We start from the raw sequence: 21,748 nt of genomic DNA, 5'->3' as shown, positions 1-21,748 counted from the left end.
AATAAAAAATTGGTGGTTTAAATGAGTTAATAGTTTTTTTTGAGTGATTTTAAAAATCCTCCTATAAAAGTAATCTTAGGGTATAAAAAAAGGTGTACACTATTTCGTCAAAAGTGTACACCATTCAATAATTCACTTATTTTCAAATACTTACACTAAATTACGTTTTTGATTTTGTATTTAAGCTGATAATTTTTCGGCGTTAAATTATAGACTTTTTTGAACTCCCGATAGAAATAAGATCGATTATTAAAACCTGATTGGTAGCATACTTCTGAAACTGTGAGCACATTTTTACGCAGTAATTCAGCAGCATGTTTTAGTCTGATTGTCCGAATTAAATCACTCGGCGTAACATTAAAAATTTGCTTAATTTTTCGGTACAACTGCGAATTACTAATGCCTAATTCCTTTTCAATAAATAAACTTTGAAGATTCTCATTGTCAATATTGACCCGAATTAATTCAATGACTTTTTTAATAAAATCTTTTTCATCGTTATTTATAGGTAACGTAGTTAAATTTTCGATTAAAGTATCTTGGGAAAAATGTTTTAAGATCAGCTCTTTTTCTTCCAGCAGTTTCTGAATTCTAACTAACAAATGATCGGGATAAAATGGCTTTGGAATATAGGAATTTGCACCGCTCTCCAAACCTTCGATTCTGTGTATTACCGAATCTTTTGCGGTTAACATAATAAACGGAATGTGGCAGGTTTTTATATCTGTTTTTATTTTTTTGCAAAGCTCCACTCCATCCATTAATGGCATCATTACATCGCTGATTATAATATCAGGAATTTCATTTTCAAGAATTTCCAGAGCTTCTACACCATTATAAGCCGTGATAATTTTATATTTTTCTCCCAATAAATCATACAAAAACTGATGAATCTCTTTTTCATCTTCTACAATCAAAACTTTTTTCCGATGATCTTCCAGAGATTCAAGCGATGAAATCTTGTTCGGAATTTCTTCTGATTTATCCGGAATTTCCTCCAGAATATTTTTAAGATGCTGTGATATTAAAACCGGGCTTTTTTCACGATCCAGTTCTTTATCACTAAAAGATTCTTTGTTACAAGGCAGTAAAATAGTAAAAACAGTTTCTTCATCGGTAACGCTTGATACTTCAATTTCTCCTCTTAAAACGGTAACTAATTTTTTGATATACGCCAAACCAATTCCGGTTCTAAACATATCATTATCGAGCACCTGATCTGAATTGGAAAGAAAGAATTGATCAAATAATGAATTTAATTTTTCTTTCGGAATTCCTTTACCAGTATTGACAATGGTAATATTCAAAGTCGAAGCATCTTCTCCTTCCATACGGAATTTAAGATCTATTTTTCCGTTTACGGGAGTATATTTAAAAGCATTTGACATTAAGTTAAACACGATTTTCTCGGTTTTATCTTTATCAAACCATCCCAATAATGTTGATGGAACATCAAGATTGTATTCGATATTTTTATCAAATGCCCATTCATCAAACAATTCTGCTATTTGTTCTACGAGATTTACCAAGTCAAATTCCCTAACCGTTACTTCCAGATAATCGTATTCAGCTTTTCTAAATTCGAGTAATTGCTGCGTTAAAAACAACAATCGCGAAGAGTTGCGCTGAATCATTTGTATGAATTTCTGATTTTTTGCATCGAGATTGGTTGTTTCGGCTAATTTTTGGGCTGGTCCAACAATCAAAGTCAACGGGGTTTGAAACTCGTGGGCTACATTCGTAAAAAAAGTCAGTCTGTTTTCATGCAATTCTTCTTCTCTTTTTCTGAAAAATATATTCTGGCTCAACGATTGACGCTTTTTATAATAACTTAGCACGAACATTATCAAGAGTCCAATCAGAACCAAATAAATTATCATCGCTGTATTTGATTGCCAGAAAACCGGTCGGATTTTTATATCTATAGCGTGAACCGGTTCGCTCCAAACTCCGTCACTGTTCGACCATTTTATCCATAAGGAATAATTTCCTTTTGGAACGTTTGTAAAAGAGATTACTCTACGATCGCCAATTACATTCCACTCTTTATCAAAATTCTTCAGCTGATAAGCATATTGGCATTTTTCACTGTTGATATACGTCAGCGCGGCCAATTCTATATCAAAGAAATTTTGATCGTATTTTAATATAATCGAAGGATGAGAATCCGAATTGGGTTTAATTACCAATCCCTGATAATAAGGAACAACCTGATTATGGCCGCTTATTTTATCAATAAGAATATCAGGAACAGTCGAAGATTCAACAATTTTTTGAGGCAAAAAATAATTGAATCCTTTAATGCCTCCCATAAAAATCAGGTCGGTTTTACTATCATGATAAAAAGCACCATCGGCAAATTCATTATTCTGCAGTCCTTCATTTTTTGTATAATTGATGAAGTTCGAAGTGCTGCTATTAAAATTTGATATTCCGAAGTTGGTGCTAATCCAGAGATTCGATTTTTTATCTAAAACAATTCCGTGAATCGTATTATTTGGAAGTCCGTCTTTTGTGGTATAACTTTTAAAAACAGCTTTTCCGTCACTTTTTAAATCTTGAAGCATATTTAAACCAAAACTTGTTCCTATCCAGAGTTTTTTACTCTGGTCCATCTGAAGGCACAAAATATCATTACTAGACAAACTTTCAACGTCATTTTTTACATTTTTATAAGTCTGAAATTGTTCTGTTTTTTTGTCAAAAAGATTCAATCCTCCTAAACGTGTTCCTATCCACAATTGATTGTCATCTTTAGGAATAATCGAAAATATAATATTGCTGCTAATCGATTTACCTCCTTTACTATTGGCTAAATATTTTTTGAATTCGGTTATTTTTAATTTTTCGCCCAAACGTTCAATTTTGCAGCGAATCATTCCGTAACCATTCGTTCCTAACCAAACAAAACCATCAATGTCCTGATAAATGGCGTATACTGATTTAAAATAGTCGCATTTCTCATTTCCTTCAATAGACGACCAATCAATTAATTTTGATTTTTTCAGGTCAAAAACCGTAATTCCGTCGCCGTCTGTACCAATAAAAACTAAATCTTCTTTCCCCTTGCGCAACGCAAAAACCGCATTATTAATAATGCTGTTATTGTCATTAAAGTTTTGATATTGCAGCGATTTGCTATCCTTCAGATAAAAATCAGATGGAAACCGAAATAACCCTTTTCCTTTTGTACCTATAAAGAAGGAATTGTTTTCTACTTCTAAAAATGCCCTGACAATACCGCCTTCCAGATCTGGAATCTGAGTTTTGGAAATGAGATTAAAAGTTTTCTTTATCGGATATATTTTAAACAATCCGTCACCATCTGTCCCGCTCCAGATTACGTTTTCAGTTCCTTGAATTAATGTGGTGACTTTTTGATTATTAAGGTGCTGCAGCCAGGATTTGGAAATATAATTTCCAGAATCGTTGATAATAAAATAGCCGGATTTTCTGGAAACTAATGTTCCTTCAGCGATATGCCCTATTATCGAAACCAGTTTTTTATCGATTTGTATGTCGCTTTCTTTATTTTTTAAAGAATGTAAAAAAGCGTTTCCAAATTTTGAAATTATCAACGCTTTTTGGTTTCCTGCTGCTCCAAAATCTTTGACGTTTTCTGAAATTAAAACTGCTTTTGAAATCGTTTTTACATTGTTTTTTTCTGTTCTAATATCTAAACTGTAGAGTTTATCATCTTCAAATAAAACCAGCAATTCGCCATTTGCAGAAAACTCCATTTTCTTAACGGCTTTTTTAGGAAGATTTTGGTTTTTTAATAATTGAAAAGAAGTACCGTCAAAATAGCCAATTCCCCAGTTTTTTACTGCACAGAATACTTTTTTTGAAGCATCAAGTGCCATATTAAACTCCGATTCTGATAATGGCGGATTATTTTCTCTGGAAAAGTAATAGCGCTTAAATTGATCTGTTTTTTTGTCGTATTGATTGATTCCATGAATCGTTAAAACCCATATTTTTCCTTTATCATCTTCATCAATTTTAAGGATTACCTGATTGCTTAAACTCGATTCGTTATTTAATTCTGGTCTGAAAATTTTAAAATCATTCGCATTATATCGGTTTAAACCGTCCCAGGTACCAATCCAGATTAGATTTTCAGAATCCTGAAAAATACAATTCACAGAGCTGTTCGATAATCCTTTAGCATTATCGAGCTGTTCAGAAGAATACTTTAAAGCTCCTGTTCCTGACGAATCCAAAACAGATTTAGTATCTCTTTGGGTTTTGTTAATTTCTTCGTGACTTTTAGTGCCGGCATTATTAAAAGAGATGGATTCTTTTTTATCAGTACATGCATTTAATCCAGCGAAAATAATACTAAGCAGTACAATTTTTATTTTCAACATGGTGATTTTTACTGGTTTATTTTTAAATGTACTTCATAATTTAGTCATAAACAACATGCAAAAAAATATTTTTGTATTATACTACATAACACACTCCATTTAATAAGAAGAAAATCCAAAATAAATATACTCGTCAAAGGAATAAGCCTGCATATAATTGAAAAATAAAACCTCGTTATGGATGCATTACCCAAATCTTTTTTTATAAAACAGTAACTTAACAACTATTAGCATTAATAAAAGAGAAGTTCTTTTATTAATGCTAATTTTCTTAAATTTTGTTATTACTGTTTAATTATTTTAAAACTTTCACTAGCTCCATTTTCAAAACTAATCTTTACAAAATAAATTCCACTAGGGATATTTGTTGGGGTTACCGATATTTTAGAATTTGCGATAGCATAATCTTGTTCCAGAACTTGTTTTCCGGTTGCATCAAAAATAGACACTTTTACATTATCGGAATAAGCATTTTGAAACTCAATCTCAAAGTGATTGTTAAATGGGTTTGAGTAAACCATGTATGATTTATTTATCATGAAATCAAAATCCGGATTACCTAAAGTAGCATTGAAATTTCCTGCTTCATTATTATTTTTATCCAATGAAGTCACTACAAAATACTTTGTGTCTTTTAAGGCTTGCGAAACAACCAATTCATTTCCCACAACAATATCTATTATCTTGGAACCATCATCTTTATTCGTTATGGCCTCTGCAGCGTTATTAAAAGCATAGACAACATATTTTACAGGTAAATCGCCATCTGAAGCTACGGCTGGAGTATCCCATGTTAGTGCTAAATTGACAAATCGAATGTTTTCAGGAGCATTAGGGCAGATAGCATCTTTACCTGCAATTGGTGGAGCAAATGATTTGTATTTGTATTGATTGCTATTTAAAACATCATTAATCGTTTTCGAATTGCTTTTTATACTAGCGTAATTGTATGCTATTTGTCCAAAAGTAGCATCCATTGATGTGGCTCTATTTTGAATAAATTGATTTTGTATTTCAGTTGCTGCCCAATTATTTGTATCAGTCATTTTGTAGTAAGCTTGACTAATATACAATTGTTTACCACTAGCTTTGGCTTGATCATTCCACCATTTTGACAGCGCCACATAATCTTGAGCTCCGGTAATTTTCCAATACAATTGAGGTGCCAAATAATCTACCTTGCCTGAGTTCAACCATGCTGTTGCATCACAATAAAGAGCCGAAAATGCTGAATTTCCAGAAATTCCGGCAGGTATTCCACTTTTCCAAATTCCTGCAGGACTAACACCAAAAACGATGTTTTTATTTAAATTAGTATTTATAACCTGTATCGCATCATAAGTTCCCGCAATCATCTGGTTTACGTTATCTCTTCTCCAATCTGCAATTGTCGCGATGTTATTTGGATTATTGTCAATGTAGGTTTGAGCATCTTGGTTCGTAGTCATTCCACCATTAGGATAGAAATAATCATCAAAATGAATTCCATCAACATCATATCGTGTCGCAATATCTTGCACAATACTTATGATATAATTTTTTACTGCGGGTAAGCCGGGATTTAATATTTTTTGCGAATCAACCGATGATGTAAACCACCAAGTGGGTTGTGTTACCGTAATATGATTGGCAGAAGTAGTGTATGCAGAGGTTGTTTTTGCTCGATATGGATTTAGCCAAGCATGTAAATCGAGCCCTCTTTTATGCGCTTCGGTTATAACAAATGACAATGGATCCCATAAAGGATTTGGCGCCAAACCTTGCGTTCCTGTCAAATAATATCCCCAAGGTTCAATACTTGAGATATATAAGGCATCACACTCTGAACGAACTTGAAAAAAAACTGTATTGTAGCCATTTGCTTTTACATTGTCTAAAATAGCAATTAATTCTGCTTGCTGAACTGCTGGTGTGGCCAATCGATTTGTAGGCCAATTTAAGTTGTAAACTGAGGCTAAAAAAACTCCTCTCAAATCACGTTTTGGATTGCTTTTACTAAACTCGGCATCCATTGTACACTGGGCCGTACTGTTGGTTAATACTCCAATAAAAAAAAGTAAAATAAGTGCGTAATTTTTTTTCATAGTTAGTTGGTTTTTAAGTGGTTGTTTAACACAAAAATAACATAATACTTTTAATAAATACGTTTTTATGCATTTTTTTTAAATATAAAAACTGAATAACGCAAAAAAACGCAATATTAACAACTTGTTTACGCAAATTTATGCGGTAATACTAGAAAAGGAGGTTGTAGTTCAAAAACGAATATTATCACAATAATTATCTTTGTACTAAAAAAAGACTAATAAATAGTTCATTTTATGCTCCAAATTGTCTTAAGTGATGATCAAAATGTTTCCACTGCAAAATTGCCCATTCATCTGTTGTAAAATTTCCAAAAAATGAGTGCGGATGTTTTGTGCATTTTTCCGGTCCATCTCTATAAAATTTTCTAACAAGCTGGATGGCTTTACCTTTTTCTTTTTCGAATTCTTTTTTGTCCAAAAAAATATAATTTTTGTCTGTCGGCGAATTTTTAGCCATTGGCTTATCATTTAAAAATTTTCTTTTAAACGCCCATCCCATGATTTTTCCAATAAACATTCTTTTTGGGAAGTTCATTGCCATTGCCGTTTCAAGTGCCATATTTAAGTGGGCTAACATTTGAGCCACATCCATTTTTCCCCATTGTCTCTCCGAATTTAACTGAAGGTTTTCTAACCTTTTTATTATTGCGTTTACGTCTGCCTGGTTGTATAAATTATTCATTTTTTATCTATCATTTTGTTAAACAACTGTATGCTATACCTGGAAATGAAAGCATTAAACTTTACAGTTGGGCGATAACCAAAAAAATTTTTCAAAAGATAAATCACCAACGTTTTTGAACATCACGTTCTCAAACTGTCATCGCAATTTTCTTTTGAAAAATTTACATTAGTTCAAATCTATTTTTTCAGCTGAAATTTATTTATTATACTATCTTCAATTGGTGTCTTTAGTTTTATGATTGGTCCAGAGACATCGTTAGGAATAGTCATGGAGAGGACATAATGTTTTATTTTCCATCTTCCATCTATTTTCACTAAAACGCCAGAGCCTCTACAGATTTTCATTTGGGTGCTTAATAATTCATCAAACCATGCAGTCTCAAAAGTTTTATCAAAAAAGACATGGCGTTCTACGGGAGTAAAATTCCAAGCTTTTCCTTTATCGAAATAAGGTCTGGAAAATTCTTTAAATTCTTCTTTTCTCCAATATTCATTCGCGTCAGTACCAATAAAAACTGCATCATTGGTCATCATATCAAAATAAGCAGCGTAGTGCGCTTCTCCTGCTGCTTTATGCCAAGCATCAAGAGTAGCATTTACAATTTGTTCTTCTTTAATTGGGTCGCCGTTTAAGGAATCAAAACTAACAAGCATCAATAATGCGAGGGTAATCAATAGGTTTTTCATTTTTATTTAAAGTGAATTTGAATCATTTATTTACACAACTATTTCAGTGCTTTATAATCCTATTATTTAAATCAATTTTTTATTGTTTTTCAAATTTCTGCAAAATCACATCCTCAATTGGTGCTTTTATTTTTACAATTTCATCTGTCACATCGTCTGGAATGGTTAAGGATAAAACATAATGTTTTATTTTCCAGTTTCTTCCAACTTTTACCAGTACTCCTGAGCCTCTGCATATTCTAAAGCGGGTTTTTAAAAGCTCATCAAACCAAGCCACTTTTCCTGTTGGATCCAAAAAAACATGTCGCTCCACTGCTTTCATCTTCCAAGCATTGTGAGAATCAAATCTTGGTTTTGCAAATACTTCAAAATCTTTTCTGTTCCAATTTTCCGTTGCGTCGGTACCAATGAAAATAGCATCGGGCGTCATCAAATCGAAATACGCATTGTAATTCGCTGTTGCTGCAGCAATATGCCAAGAATCGATAGTGGCATTTATCTGTTGTTTTTCCTTATTTTCATCCTGTTTCAAAGAGTTAAAACTGAGCAGCAATAAGGCTCCGAAAACTTTAAAAATATTTTTCATATGTATCAAAGATTATGTTTAGGTCAGTAGTTTTCAATTAAAAGTTAAAGAGACACCAGCGATGCCGTAGAACATTAAATTACTTCTTATCCCAGAAAACCTTGGTAGCCATAGAGTTTCCTCCTATTGCGACACTTGCTGCTGTATTGTTTTTTGTATTTAAAGTTTCTTCAATTCCAGGATACATGTATCTTTTTGGTACTGTATTTATATTCAAATAAGTTTTAGCTGGTGGTTTTAAAGCTGGAAAATCCAATCTTCGGTATGAGGTCCATCCTTCAAAACCTCTGTTGTATAGGGCAATCCAGGCTTGTTCTCCAATTTTTTGTTCCCATGTTCCTGTTGCAGTTGCATACGCTACTTTTGGCTGTGCTAAATAGGCCGATATAACAGTAGCATCTGTAATACCCCAGTTTGCCATTGAGGCACTAATAGCTTTCACGTAGTGCGTTTCAGGACTATCCGTAATAAAAGTTCTTGCTGCAGCTTCTGCTAATAAAAATTCTGTTTCTGAATAATCAAATAAAGTACCCGGAAATGTAGGTTCGCTTATCGTTGGTGTTACATGAGAAAAACTGGAGAAAAGATTGGTCTCTCCGTATATTCCTCCTTTATAAGTTCCGTCTGGGGCTGTAGTATAAAACTTTGATCTTCTTGGATCGGCAAGATCGTTCATTTTGTCCACTAGCGTGTTTGAGGGAATGAAGTAATCTTTGTAGCTGCTATTTGCTAAACCATAAAGAGGATTTGCATTGGGCTGCAATGATAAATAATTCAAGTTAAAATTTTCATCATTACCGCTAATTACTCCGCCAGCGATTGCTTCAGTTGTCCATCTTTTTGCATCAACAGCATTAATATCTGCCATATTTAAGGACATTCTTAGTTTTAACGAGTTGGCAAATTTTCTCCATTTTAAGACATTACCCTGATAAACTAAATCAGCATCTCCAAAACTAGTTCCTCCATCTTTTAATACATTAGAGGCATTAGTCAATTTCAAAATTAAATCTCTATAGATTGTTTGGGCATCATCATATTTTGGTAATGGAAAATTAGTGATATCCTGCGCCTCACTATAAGGTATATCTCCATAAGTATCAACCATCTGACTAAAAGAGTACGCTATTAATATATCTATTATAGCTTTTTTATTCTTTAAAGTTGCTATTTCGGTTGGTGTGACTGCTGTTTCTAAATCCAGTAAATTACGAGATTGCTTTAAATTGGCAATTACATCCCTGTTTAGAATACTAAAATGAACATCTGAAATTTTTCCGAATGTTGTATTGTACTGACTTTCAAAAATCCATTGTGTTTCCGACCATTGTTGCGCAAATAAACGAAAAACATTATTGTAGATTCCGGGATTTACCATTTGATCTACTAATGCTTTTTCTGCATTTGTAAACAAATATTGAGGTTTTGTGGACTGTGGATTTATGATATCTTCATTCATGTCAGTGATATTGTCTGAGCACGATATCATTGTTATGAACATAAGTGGGTATATTATTTTTCTCATTTTTAAAATTTAACGGTTATGTTGAATCCGATATTTCTAGTTGTAGGAAGTGGTGCCAATGAATTTGCCGAAGCTAAATTTCCTGATCCTAAACCACTTTCAGGATCTGCATCTGGTAGATTTTTGCTTATAATCCATAAGTTCGATCCAATTAAACTGAATGTCATAGCGGTAAGATTCATCTTTGACACTAATTTTGTTGGAAAAGCATAAGTAATATTGGCTTCTCTAAGTTTTACAAATGAAGCATCATAAATAAATGCTTTATGCGGCTCTACAAAGAAACCATCAATGTTGCTCCAATAGGATTGGCTTTGAGTTCTAACCGTATTTTTTGAACCGTCTGCTTGTACCCCATCAAGTATTACTCCACCATCGTTTTTACTTCCGGTAACGGGATTTCTAATTGGGTTTCCTAAGTCATTTGTACCAGCTGAATACTGCGTTAATCCTGTAGTCTGACCATATTCCTGATCCATTGAGTACAAGTCACCTCCGTGTTGAAAGTCAATCAAGAAACCTAAAGTCCATTGTTTGTAAGAAAATTTATTTCTAAGACCACCAACATAATCCGGCGTAACATTTCCAATTACATTATTGGTAGAGCCATTTAGCACGTAAGCACCGTTAGCATCAATCAATTTTTTGCCGTTCAAATATTGAAAGTCTGTTCCTTTTATAGTTCCGTAAGGTTGCCCTACTTCGGCATTTATAGTGATTCCCCCTACGAAAGCTCCAATTTGCAAGTTGTCTATTCCGTTAGATAAACTTACAACGGTGTTCACATTTTTAGACCAGTTCACAAATATGTCCCAGGCAAAATCGGTGGTTTTTACAGGCGTAAAGTTAAATTGAAGTTCTATCCCTTTGTTTTCAACTGAACCTGCGTTAATATATTTAGATGCGAAACCTGTTGCGGTTGAAAAAGCTACCGGAAAAATTTGATCTGAACTCAAACTTTTATATACACTCACATCAAAACCAACTCTGCGGTCAAGAAATTGCATCTCTAAACCTAATTCATCTGTTGCTGTTTTTACAGGACGCAAGTCAGAATTATTTTTTGTTGCCGGAAGTGAAAATAATTGATTTGTTCCCCAAGGATCAGACTTCACGTAGGTATCAGATAATGAATGTAAGTCGATATTTCCTTGTGGATTTTCAGCATAACTAGCTCTTAATTTACCAAATGACAACCAAGGTTGGTTTATGTGTTTAGTAAAAACATAACTAGCGGAAACAGAATAAGTCGCTAATGCGTTATTGTTTGCAGGCAAGGTAGAGAACGCATCTCTTCTTACTGTTCCTTCTAAGAATGCAAAATCTTTATAACCAAAAGAGGTAGAAGCATAAACACTGTTTACTCCTGAACTGTCATTTTTACGTCTTGCTGCCGGCGGTGAAGCTACAGAGTTTGTTAAGCTATATAATCCCGGAACGATTAATCCACCTTGTGTAGAGGCCAATGATGATACTAAACTTGTTCTTAAAACATTTCCTCCAACCAATCCATTAAACGAAATATCTTCACTTATGTTTTTCCTGAATGAGGCAATTAATTCATAGTTTTGCTCTGAAAAATTCCCGTCATACACTTGATAACCTGATGTTTCACTTAATCTATTGAGACCAAAACGGGAAGCTACAGAACCCACGGCTTTTCTTTCCTCGCGCAGTTCAGCATAGGAGTCGGTAGATATTTTTCCGGATAAAGTCATCCAATCTGCTATTTTATAATCTAATTTGGCGTAACCTAAAAAACGATTTCTCGAGTCAGATTGATAGCTTTTATATCTTTTGAAATAAGGGTTCTCCTGCGAATAAGTGCTCAAGTCGTTTGGTGGAGCATTCATATTCCAAGTTATATTCTGGCCGCCGGAGCGCTCGTAAACTTGTTTTAATTCTTTAATATCAACATTAGTTTGCCACCAATCTCTAAATCCATAAACTACATTGTCTCCCCAAGTCGTATCATTTCTTCCTACAGTAGAATTTCTGGTATAACTAGAAAAAGCTGTTACAGATAATTTATCCGTAAACTGGTGCGTAATTTTTGCACTAATACTGTTTTTCATCATATGACTGTTTGGCAATAAACCTTCTTGTTGAAAATTGTTGTAGTTTAATGTAAAACTTGATTTTTCATTTCCGTCTTCAATAGAAAATGAATTATTATAGGAAACTGGCGTTTCAAAGAAAGTAATTGGACCATTTTTAGCATTGACCCACGGTGTTGCTTTTCCGAAATTATCAGAATAAGGCGTAAAGGCATTCCATTGATAAACCATTAAATTTGGATCAAAAGCTGCTCCAAAAGAGGCTTCGCTGCTAGTTGGTGCAACAGTATCATTTATTCCATCTCCATTGACGTCCATAGATAAGAATGAACCTGGTCCAACATCACCGGCACCGTATTTAGATTGATGATTTGTAAAAGTAGATTTGTCAATAAATCCAACAACTACTTCACTGGAAATAGTAATTCCCATTCCTTTTTTAGACTTTCCTTTTTTGGTCGTAATTACCACCACACCATTTCCGGCTTGCCATCCGTATAAAGCGGCAGCGGCTGCACCTTTTAAGATATTTACATTTTCAATATCGTCCGGGTTTATATCGGCGGCGGCGTTTCCGTAATCATAGCCTCCTCGTCCCTCTGTCTGACTAGCAGTACTTGAGTTAATATTTGAATTATTGATAGGCATACCATCAACAACAATAAGCATTTGATTATTACCCGTAAGACTTTTGACTCCTCTTGAAACTATATTTGTAGAACCTCCAAAATTGTTGTTTCTTTTAATTTGAACCCCTGCAGCTCTTCCTGAAAGTTCGTTTAAGAAATTTCCGCTTGGCGCTCCAGATGTCAGGTCGGCTCCTTTGACTTCTTGTGTGGCATAACCGAGTGATTTTTTTTCTCTTTTTATGCCTAAAGCCGTCACCACCACATTATCTAGCTGTGTGGTACTAGAAATTAATTTTGCATTTACGGTCTCAGAACTTGCAGGTATTTCTTGAGGTATTACACCAATATAATTGAAAACTAAAACTTGATTTGGACTCGCTTGAATGGAATATTTCCCATTAAAATCTGTTTGTGTTGCAGTCTTGGTCCCTTTCACAAGTACGCTTACTCCCGGCAAAGGTAATCCGGCATTGTCAGTAACAATACCAGATACTGACCTCTCTTGTGCAAAAGCAAGTTGCACTCCAAGGAAAAGCAGAATGAAGATGTGGTTGAATTGTTTTATTGTCATAATTAATGGTTAGGTTAATTGGTTATTACAAAAAAATACTCAACAAAATCTCTAGTTGTCGCAAATGTAAAATATAACGTAATCAGTAACTTATTAGATAAAAATCAGATCCATTAATCACTTTGTTCCTAAGTCAAAGACCATTTATGCTCAGTTTAAATGATTGCCTAATTTGTGAAATTTTAAAGCAGATCTATTTTAATATGATCATGAGCAAAATAGTTTTATTTCAAAATGGAACACTTGGTTTAAATTGAACAACCGTGATCACTTTTACTCTAAAACTGTAAGTCAATTGTAACGAAAGAATTTGATTTAACTGAATGTTTTTTTCCATTATGTGTACTAAAAACAACTAAAAAAATAGATGAGGTTAACCAAAAATAACAACTAAAATGAAAAATATTTTCTGCAAATTGGTATTCGAGCATTTTGAATTGATATTCGATCCATTATGAGCCAATTTGTAAAATCTGAACTATTTTAATTTTTAGTTTCTTCTAAGTCATCAAAAAAAAACTCTTCCTTTTTTCATGGCGAAATTGGAATAATACCTCTGTTTTTTATTTGCAGATTCCTTTGATAAATAATGATCTAAAACTGAAATTTATAGTACATGAGTTGATGAACTTTTACAAAATTTGGAGGTAGAAGAAAACGTTTAAAAGTGATTTTAAATACTTTTATGGCTGGATGCTTTCAATTCTTCCTGAAGCATCTAGTATTTCCGGAACCAAACCAACTAGTCTACGCTCTGATTGCAAGTATTTTAACGACACTTTATATTCAGAAGCTAAAAACTGGTCTTCAGTGGTTGGTAAATCATCCGGCAAATCTTTATCACTTATTATTTTATGACGTTTTAGAACTACAGTATCGCCATTTATTCGACTTACCAAATACCATGTTGAAGTTTTATTTGCGGTACGAATATCAAAATCACTAACCCACAACTTAGTTCCCTTACGAATATTAGCAGTTTCAGCTTGTTTAAAGTAAGGTTCAATAACTTTGAAGTAAATAAAAATACCTGCCAAAAAAGTGGTGAGCAGTAAAAAAAACACTGTAGGCTTTAGCTTGAAAGATACAGGTATAGCTTTTTTTTGCATTTCCAAGACTTCTTTAGTATGTGTACTTAAACTCTTGTATTTTATCCATTTGCCGCAATAATCACAATTTATCAAAGGCACATTTTTCTTTAAAAGCATTTGAAATCCCAAATTTGAAATCTGAGGCTGTACCCAAGTAACCACAAGTTGATTTTCATTTTTACAGTATGGGCAAAGATGTCCCTCTCCTAGCGGTTCTGTTTTATTAACTTTATTACTTATTGTTGTAATTATCATAGCATTACTTTATGTGATTTTTATAAAGACCTAAAAACTGCGTAATCATTATTCGTAGTCATTATTTGATAAATTCAAATTTATTTTCAAAGAATTTACCAATTAAAAGAAGTGGTTTTTATTGCTCATAATTATATAAATTTTGAGTAAAAATAGAAACAGGATTAAGCGCTATTAACTATTAATTGGTATCTGCATGATCTGAGTTGGTATTCGCAATTCGAAAAACAAAGAAGCAGTCCTAAAAATGATTTTGGACTGCCCCTTTTTCTACAATAAATAGAAGTTATTATTCTCCGCTGATATGCAGATCAGTAAATTCTTTATCAACGATTAAGAAAAGATTTTCATTAAAAGCAACTATATCGAATTCAATTTTTTCGTTATCAATCTCTATTTCAGTCACTTTAAAAGGCAATCCAATTAAATTAATTTTATACTTGGTATACGGAGTATCGTATTTTCCTTCTTTATGAAGCTGTACAATCAATTCTTTATCTTTTCCGATAGTTCTAAACGATAAAAAACTGTAACGCCCTTTTTTATAGTCATAACCATCTTGAGCATCTTCATAAACTACCGACTTTTCTTTCCCGTTTTTAAAATACAAATCAAGTGTTAATTCGTCAAATTCCAATTCTCCAACATATTGTTGCACAGGATATTTTGGAATTATAGCTCCCGCTTTTACAAAAACCGGAATTTCGTCGAATTTAGTATCAATCCATGCCTCTCTTCCTCCTGTTAAAAATTCATTTGTCCAGTAGTTATACCATTCTCCTCTTGGGATATACATACGTCTACCTGTTGCATTCGGCTCAAGAATTGGACAAACCAAAATTTGATTTCCAAAGATAAATTCGTCATTACAATAATGTGTTTGTGTATCATCCTGATCGTAATAAACTAATGGTTTTAGCATTGGAATTCCTTCTTCAATATATTGCCAAAACATCGTGTATAAATACGGTAATAATTGGTAACGAAGACTAACAAATTTTCTGGTAATATCGATCACTTCTCCATCAAAAGCCCAAGGTTCCTGATTGCCGTGATCTCCAGATGAATGCGTTCTGCAAAACGGATGAAAAACTCCTAACTGAATCCAACGTGCATATAATTCTCCTGTTGGCTGCTCTGCAAAACCACCAATATCAGAACCTGTGAATCCCATTCCGGAAATTGACATTCTTTGTGCCTGGATATTAGCAATCCACAAATGTTCCCAGGTTGCCACATTATCACCTGTCCAAGACGATGTATAACGTTGTGCGCCCGAATAAGCCGATCTTGTGATTACGAATGGACGTTTTGGATAAGCAAAACGCTTTACTCCATGATAAGTAGCTCGCGCCATTTGCGTACCGTAAATGTTATGCGCTTTTCTGTGACTACAAGGATTTCCATCATAATCATGGCGAACATCCATCGGGAAAGTTTTATTTGGAACCTCCATAACTGCTGGTTCGTTCATATCATTCCAAACACCTTTAACTCCTATATCTGAAATTAATTCTTTAAATAATCCTGCCCACCATTCCCTTACAGCAGGATTTGTATAATCCGGAAAATTACATTCGCCCGGCCAAACTTTCCCTTTCATATAAGGTCCGTCAGCTCTTTTACAGAAATAATCTTTTTCTAAGGCTTCTTTATAAACCCAGTAATCATTGTCGATTTTAATTCCGGGATCAATAATTACAATAGTCTTAAAACCATCTTCGGCTAATTCAGCCACCATTCTTTTTGGATCAGGAAAATATTCTTTGTTCCAAGTGAAACATCGAAAACCTTCCATATAATCGATATCCAGATAAATGGCATCACACGGAATTTTTAGCTCTCTAAATTTTGATGTAATTTCTTTTACTTTACTCTCCGGATAATAACTCCATTTACATTGATGGTATCCTAAAGCCCATAATGGCGGTAATTCCGGCTTTCCGGTCAAATCTGTATAAGTTGTTACCACATCCTGCATTTGTGGGCCGTAAATGAAGTAATAATTCATTTCGCCACCTTCTGCCCAAAAACTGGTAACGTTTCTTCTTTCCTGACAAAAGTCAAAGAAATTTCTGAACGTATTATCAAAGAAAATCCCATAGGATTGTTTGTTGTGCAAACCAATATAAAAAGGAACAACTTTATACAAAGGTTCCTGATCTTTTTGAAACGCATATTGGTCGGTAGCAAAATTCTCTACCCTTTTGCCTTTTAAATTCATTTGGGTAGCCTTATCGCCTAAACCGTAAAAACATTCTCCATCTTTAGAGGATTTACTCATTTTTACAATATTCCCCCCAAATTCATAACTTTCTTCCCAATGAAATCCAAGTTCATCTTCAAGAATTAAAAGATCATTTAAATCGTAAATCGACAAACGAAGATCAGCTTTTTGAATTTTACATTTTACTTTACTTGTTCTAATAAGGAAATAAGTATCTTCTTCAGTAAGTTCTAAAAAATTATAGCCGTGAAGCTGCTTTTTATCAATTGCATATGAAAAGTCATTGCTAAAATACCCTTTTGCAGTAAAACGAAATCGGATTAAACTATCTCTTAAAACAGTAACTTTTAAAATTACATTGTTGTCAGTGTGAAAAAAAATAGAATCGCCTGCTTGCTCATGTTTGACGATTTTTGATGGATATAAATTGCCTTTATATTCTAATGATGTGTTTGTAATCATGTTGTAATATTAATTATTTTAACTCTTAATGTATTTCAATACAAATGGATTTAATATTGAAAATAGTTTATATATACTTCTAATAAAATGGTGCTGAATAAATTAAAATTTCAATTTTAGCCAAAAGAAAAAATGGCGACACTCAATGGAGCTAAAATTAATTCGGCAGAATATTCTCTGCCGTCATAAGGTGTAGATTCAATTTTAATTAGTTTAAAATTTCCAATTCCACTACCTCCATAAACCTTTGCGTCACTATTAAAAATTTCTTGTAATTTTCCTTTTTGAGGTAGGCCAATTCGATAGTTTTCTCTTACTATCTGAGTAAAATTACAGACAATTACAAGGTTCTTCTTCGGGTTACTCCCTTTTCGGATATAAGATAAAACAGCATTTTGATGATCCGAATAGTTAATCCATTCGAAACCTTCATCTGTAAATTGTTTTTCGTGCAATGCCGGACGTGATCTATACAAATGGTTCAGATCTGTAATTAGTTTTTTTACTCCGGAATGATAATCGTATTGCAATAAATGCCAATCTAAACTTTTGTCAAAATTCCATTCATCACTTTGTCCAAATTCAGACCCCATAAATAAGAGTTTTGTTCCCGGGTGTGTAAACATATAACCGTACAACAATCTCAAATTTGCAAATTTCTGCCATTCGTCACCGGGCATTTTATTGGCAATTGATTTTTTTCCATAAACGACTTCATCATGCGAAATCGGAAGCATAAAATTTTCCGTAAAGGCATAAGTCATTGAAAAAGTCAAATCATTTTGATGGTGCTTGCGATAAACGGTTTCTCTATGAAAGTATTTTAAAGTGTCGTGCATCCAGCCCATCATCCATTTCATTCCAAATCCTAAACCACCTGTAAAAGTAGGTCTTGAAACCATTGGAAATGAAGTACTCTCTTCAGCAATAGTCTGAACTCCTTCAAAACTAGCATAAATAACTTCATTGAATTCTTTAAGAAAACTTATGGTATCCAGATTTTCTCTTCCGCCATAAATATTAGGTTCCCACTCGCCTTCTTCTCTCGAATAATCGAGATATAACATCGAAGCTACGGCATCAACTCTTAATCCGTCGACGTGATAATGCTGAAGCCAAAAAACAGCATTACTGATCAGGAAAGCTCGAACTTCATTACGTCCATAATTAAAAACCAAACTTTTCCAGTCCGGATGATAACCTTTTCTGCGATCTGGATGTTCATACAAATGTGAACCATCAAAATAGCCTAAACCGTGCGCGTCATCAGGAAAATGTGATGGAACCCAGTCTAAAATTACTCCAATACCAGCCTGATGCAGTTTATCAACTAAAACCATAAAATCTTGCGGTTTTCCAAAACGAGAAGTTGGCGCAAAATAGCCTGTCAATTGATATCCCCATGAAGGATCATAAGGATATTCCATGACAGGCATAAATTCTACATGCGTAAAACCGGTTTCTTTTACATAATTTACTAAGTCATCTGCTAATTCCAAATAAGTCAAAAAACGATTGTTTTCACCTCGTTTCCAGGAACCCAAATGCACTTCGTAAACGGAATAAGGCTTGTCTAAAGCATTATGACCCTGACGCTTTTGCATCCATTTCTTGTCTTTCCACTTATAATCTAAATCCCAAACTACAGAGGCTGTATGTGGCGGATTTTCACAATACAAAGCAAATGGATCTGCTTTTTCAGTTACAATCCCATCAATATTAGACGCTATTGTATATTTATACAATGCTCCTTTTTCAAGACCCGGAAGAAAACCTTCCCAAATGCCCGAAGAATCCCAACGAACTTCTAATTGATGCTCTCCTTGTGTCCAATAATTAAAATCGCCTACAACAGAAACTGACTTTGCAGTTGGAGCCCAAACCGCAAAATAAACACCTTTTATTCCGTTAACTTCAACTAAATGCGCTCCTAATTTTTCGTATAATTTGAAATGTTTTCCCGCTTTGAATAAATCAATATCAAAATCAGTAAATAGGGAATGCGTGATTACTTTAGACATATTCGCTTTTTATGGTAAAAAATATTTTTTAGTTTATTCAATTCTGAAATTATCAGATAAAAGAACCCCTTTTTTAATCACAACAATACCGTCTTTTATACTGTATAATTCGTTAGTGAAATTCTCAAGATGCTTTCCTCCGTTGATATGTACATTGTTTCCAATTCGTACATTTTTATCAACCAGAGCATTTTTAATAAAACAGTTTTCACCTATTCCAACATGAATTTTATTAATACTTGCTTCATGATTCAATTCTTCTAAATCCTGATAAAAATCGTTCCCAATTACATAACAGTTTTCAAGAACAGTTCCTTCACCAATTCTGGAGCGAATACCAATTACAGAATTTTTAATTTCTTTGGCATTGATAATTGAGCCTTCAGAAATTAAGGATTGATTTACATTTGAATTCCTAAATTTTGATGGAGGCAATAATCTTGGTCTTGTAAAAATTTTATTCTCATTATCAAATAAATTAAACTCAGGAATATCAGCAGTTAATCCAATATTTGCTTCGAAAAATGATTCAATATTTCCAATATCCGTCCAATAACCTTCATATTGATAACTCAGAATTTTATGTTTTCCAACTGCCTGAGGAATAATTTCTTTTCCGAAATCTTTTGTATCCGGATTAGCCATTAAATCTTCTAATAATTGTCTGTTGAAAATATAAATTCCCATTGAAGCCAAATACTTTTTACCTTTTTCCTGCATTTGTGCGCTAACCTCAGATTCCCATTGTGGCAAAAGTGATGCATCAGGTTTCTCAATAAAAGCTTCAATACAGCTTTCATGATTGGTTTTAAGAATTCCGAATTCAGGCGCGTCTTTAGCGTTTACCGGTAAAGTTGCGATCGAAATAGCAGCATCAGCAGCAATATGAGCTTCTAACATTTCGTTAAAATCCATTTGATACAATTGATCTCCTGACAAAATTAAAGCATGGTCGAACTCATGTTTTAGAAAATGCGACATGCATTGCCTTACAGCATCTGCAGTTCCCTGAAACCAAGTTGGATTATCAGGCGTCTGTTCGGCTGCCAGAATATCAACAAATGATTCACTGAAAATACTAAAATTGAAAGTGTTCTTGATATGCGCATTCAGAGATGCTGAATTAAACTGCGTCAGAACAAAAATTTTAAAAATATCTGAATTAATACAATTCGAAATAGGAATATCAACTAATCGATATTTTCCTCCAATCGGTACGGCTGGTTTTGATCTGGTTTCAGTTAATGGGTATAAACGGGAACCCTGCCCTCCTCCTAAAATAATAGCAACGACATTTTTCTTTTTAAATTTCATTTTCTTGGTTATTAGGTTGTAAAGTTTTATATATTCCCAGCAGACTCATTTCTATAAATGATCCGCTTTCATTTTGTTCTTTTTAATTTTAATTCGGGTGAATGATTTCTTTGAGTCAATTTTATCTGATTAGGATATCAAAGTTTAATATTAGGTATCTCTGCAATTTTCTTTCTAGTGCAGTCTTGGTTTTTAGATTATTAATTTAATTTCTCTTAAAGTTAAATTACAATTATTTGTAAAAAAAATGGGAAGTAAACTTCAGACTTAATCACTTATATAAGCAACTAAAAACCAATAAATTGACAATGTAAATTCAAATAATCTCAATCAAAAAAGAAGTGTAAATACAAGCAAAAGTCCTTTAATCCGACAAAATTGCAAGCGACTTTATATTCTAATCTACTATAGAAGTCGAATTATACCTATTCATAATAATTGTATGTGTTTAATAAAGCTTTTTTTTGACATGAAGTAGATAGAAAACACATGTAGCTTTATTCTATAAAGGCTTTTGATTCTGCACTAAATCTGAGTTTTTCAAATTGAAAAACTTATCATATTGCTTTATAATTAATTTGAAATAAATAACTTGTACAGCCTTAATTAAGGCCTGTTTTTAATCATAAATCAGTATAAAGTGTAATCATCTTATTTACCAAATGTTCATCGTTGAAGAACATAACTTCAACAGCCCTTTTACCCATAACAGATTTGTAATACAAAGCGACTGAGCTAACTCCTTGTGTAACATCTACGAGTTCAAAATGCAAATCCGGAAATTTCGCTAAAGCTTTCTCCCAATAATTTGCTACCGCCTGTTTTCCTTTCAGAGAATCATTTTCGATTCCAGTCGTCAGCTTTAGCATTGGCGTGCTAATTTCAATATCTTCGGTATAATGACTCATGATAAGTTCTAAATCATGAGAATTCCAGGATTCTATCCATTCTCTGGCAAATTTTTGAGCAGCTGTCATAATACTTTTTTTAAAATAATTCATGTTGCTCAGACAGTTGATAAATCCCAAAATCTACCTTCATGTTTGTTTCCCTAAAAACAAAGAATCAACTGCCTGATGCAACACAAAAACAGTAATAAGCACACACAAATTGAAATGGGTCTTGAAATTTTCTTCATAACATTTAAAACCCATGAGCAATTTAATCCATTTTAACAACATG

The 21,748-nt window shown here is 33.4% G+C and carries 12 protein-coding genes; all 12 read right to left on the bottom strand.

Features of this window, described 5'->3' with window-relative positions; genetic code table 11:
- Window positions 1-155 precede the first annotated feature (155 nt).
- Window positions 156-4,370, bottom strand: coding sequence for a two-component regulator propeller domain-containing protein (locus tag ACHRVZ_RS11630; protein WP_395422617.1), 4,215 nt, complete (start codon window positions 4,368-4,370; stop codon window positions 156-158).
- Between the two features lie 284 nt (window positions 4,371-4,654).
- A complete protein-coding gene (locus ACHRVZ_RS11625; RefSeq protein WP_395422615.1) occupies window positions 4,655-6,454 on the bottom strand; it encodes a family 10 glycosylhydrolase in 1,800 nt (599 codons plus the stop codon).
- Window positions 6,455-6,689: 235 nt separating this feature from the next.
- The gene (locus ACHRVZ_RS11620; RefSeq protein ID WP_395422614.1) at window positions 6,690-7,139 is read right to left on the bottom strand and encodes a DUF1569 domain-containing protein; all 450 of its coding nucleotides are present in this window, start codon (window positions 7,137-7,139) and stop codon (window positions 6,690-6,692) included.
- Window positions 7,140-7,318: 179 nt separating this feature from the next.
- Complete coding sequence (locus tag ACHRVZ_RS11615; RefSeq protein WP_395422613.1) at window positions 7,319-7,828, bottom strand: nuclear transport factor 2 family protein; 510 nt, start codon at window positions 7,826-7,828, stop codon at window positions 7,319-7,321.
- 79 nt (window positions 7,829-7,907) lie between these two features.
- A complete protein-coding gene (locus tag ACHRVZ_RS11610) occupies window positions 7,908-8,414 on the bottom strand; it encodes a nuclear transport factor 2 family protein (protein ID WP_395422611.1) in 507 nt (168 codons plus the stop codon).
- A gap of 79 nt (window positions 8,415-8,493) precedes the next feature.
- The gene (locus ACHRVZ_RS11605; protein WP_395422609.1) at window positions 8,494-9,939 is read right to left on the bottom strand and encodes a SusD/RagB family nutrient-binding outer membrane lipoprotein; all 1,446 of its coding nucleotides are present in this window, start codon (window positions 9,937-9,939) and stop codon (window positions 8,494-8,496) included.
- Between the two features lie 2 nt (window positions 9,940-9,941).
- Window positions 9,942-13,196, bottom strand: a complete 3,255-nt coding sequence (locus ACHRVZ_RS11600) for a SusC/RagA family TonB-linked outer membrane protein (protein WP_395422608.1) — start codon at window positions 13,194-13,196, stop codon at window positions 9,942-9,944.
- A gap of 683 nt (window positions 13,197-13,879) precedes the next feature.
- The gene (locus tag ACHRVZ_RS11595; RefSeq protein ID WP_395422607.1) at window positions 13,880-14,542 is read right to left on the bottom strand and encodes a hypothetical protein; all 663 of its coding nucleotides are present in this window, start codon (window positions 14,540-14,542) and stop codon (window positions 13,880-13,882) included.
- Window positions 14,543-14,831: 289 nt separating this feature from the next.
- Window positions 14,832-17,231 carry a glycoside hydrolase family 31 protein gene (locus ACHRVZ_RS11590; RefSeq protein WP_395422606.1) on the bottom strand — a complete coding sequence of 800 codons (2,400 nt, stop codon included), beginning with the start codon at window positions 17,229-17,231 and terminating at the stop codon, window positions 14,832-14,834.
- A gap of 116 nt (window positions 17,232-17,347) precedes the next feature.
- On the bottom strand, window positions 17,348-19,252 hold the full coding sequence (gene glgB / locus ACHRVZ_RS11585; RefSeq protein ID WP_395422605.1) for a 1,4-alpha-glucan branching protein GlgB: 1,905 nt from the start codon (window positions 19,250-19,252) through the stop codon (window positions 17,348-17,350).
- Between the two features lie 33 nt (window positions 19,253-19,285).
- Entirely contained in the window at window positions 19,286-20,566 is a 1,281-nt protein-coding gene (locus ACHRVZ_RS11580) for a glucose-1-phosphate adenylyltransferase (protein WP_395422604.1), read from the bottom strand.
- Window positions 20,567-21,189: 623 nt separating this feature from the next.
- On the bottom strand, window positions 21,190-21,543 hold the full coding sequence (locus tag ACHRVZ_RS11575; protein WP_395422602.1) for a nuclear transport factor 2 family protein: 354 nt from the start codon (window positions 21,541-21,543) through the stop codon (window positions 21,190-21,192).
- Window positions 21,544-21,748: the final 205 nt, after the last annotated feature.

Origin of the sequence: Flavobacterium sp. FlaQc-57 (assembly GCF_044007395.1) — a bacterium.
GTDB lineage: Bacteria > Bacteroidota > Bacteroidia > Flavobacteriales > Flavobacteriaceae > Flavobacterium.
Note: the sequence above shows the minus strand (reverse complement) of the source record. Positions and strands in the feature narration are given on the sequence as shown.

Coding starts and splice junctions, on each gene's coding strand:
- ACHRVZ_RS11625 (WP_395422615.1), bottom strand. CDS start 6,454: ATGAAAAAAAATTACGCACTTATTTTACTTTTTTTTATTGGAGTATTA.
- ACHRVZ_RS11610 (WP_395422611.1), bottom strand. CDS start 8,414: ATGAAAAATATTTTTAAAGTTTTCGGAGCCTTATTGCTGCTCAGTTTT.
- ACHRVZ_RS11575 (WP_395422602.1), bottom strand. CDS start 21,543: ATGACAGCTGCTCAAAAATTTGCCAGAGAATGGATAGAATCCTGGAAT.
- ACHRVZ_RS11605 (WP_395422609.1), bottom strand. CDS start 9,939: ATGAGAAAAATAATATACCCACTTATGTTCATAACAATGATATCGTGC.
- ACHRVZ_RS11615 (WP_395422613.1), bottom strand. CDS start 7,828: ATGAAAAACCTATTGATTACCCTCGCATTATTGATGCTTGTTAGTTTT.
- ACHRVZ_RS11590 (WP_395422606.1), bottom strand. CDS start 17,231: ATGATTACAAACACATCATTAGAATATAAAGGCAATTTATATCCATCA.
- ACHRVZ_RS11595 (WP_395422607.1), bottom strand. CDS start 14,542: ATGATAATTACAACAATAAGTAATAAAGTTAATAAAACAGAACCGCTA.
- ACHRVZ_RS11580 (WP_395422604.1), bottom strand. CDS start 20,566: ATGAAATTTAAAAAGAAAAATGTCGTTGCTATTATTTTAGGAGGAGGG.
- ACHRVZ_RS11620 (WP_395422614.1), bottom strand. CDS start 7,139: ATGAATAATTTATACAACCAGGCAGACGTAAACGCAATAATAAAAAGG.
- glgB (WP_395422605.1), bottom strand. CDS start 19,252: ATGTCTAAAGTAATCACGCATTCCCTATTTACTGATTTTGATATTGAT.
- ACHRVZ_RS11600 (WP_395422608.1), bottom strand. CDS start 13,196: ATGACAATAAAACAATTCAACCACATCTTCATTCTGCTTTTCCTTGGA.
- ACHRVZ_RS11630 (WP_395422617.1), bottom strand. CDS start 4,370: ATGTTGAAAATAAAAATTGTACTGCTTAGTATTATTTTCGCTGGATTA.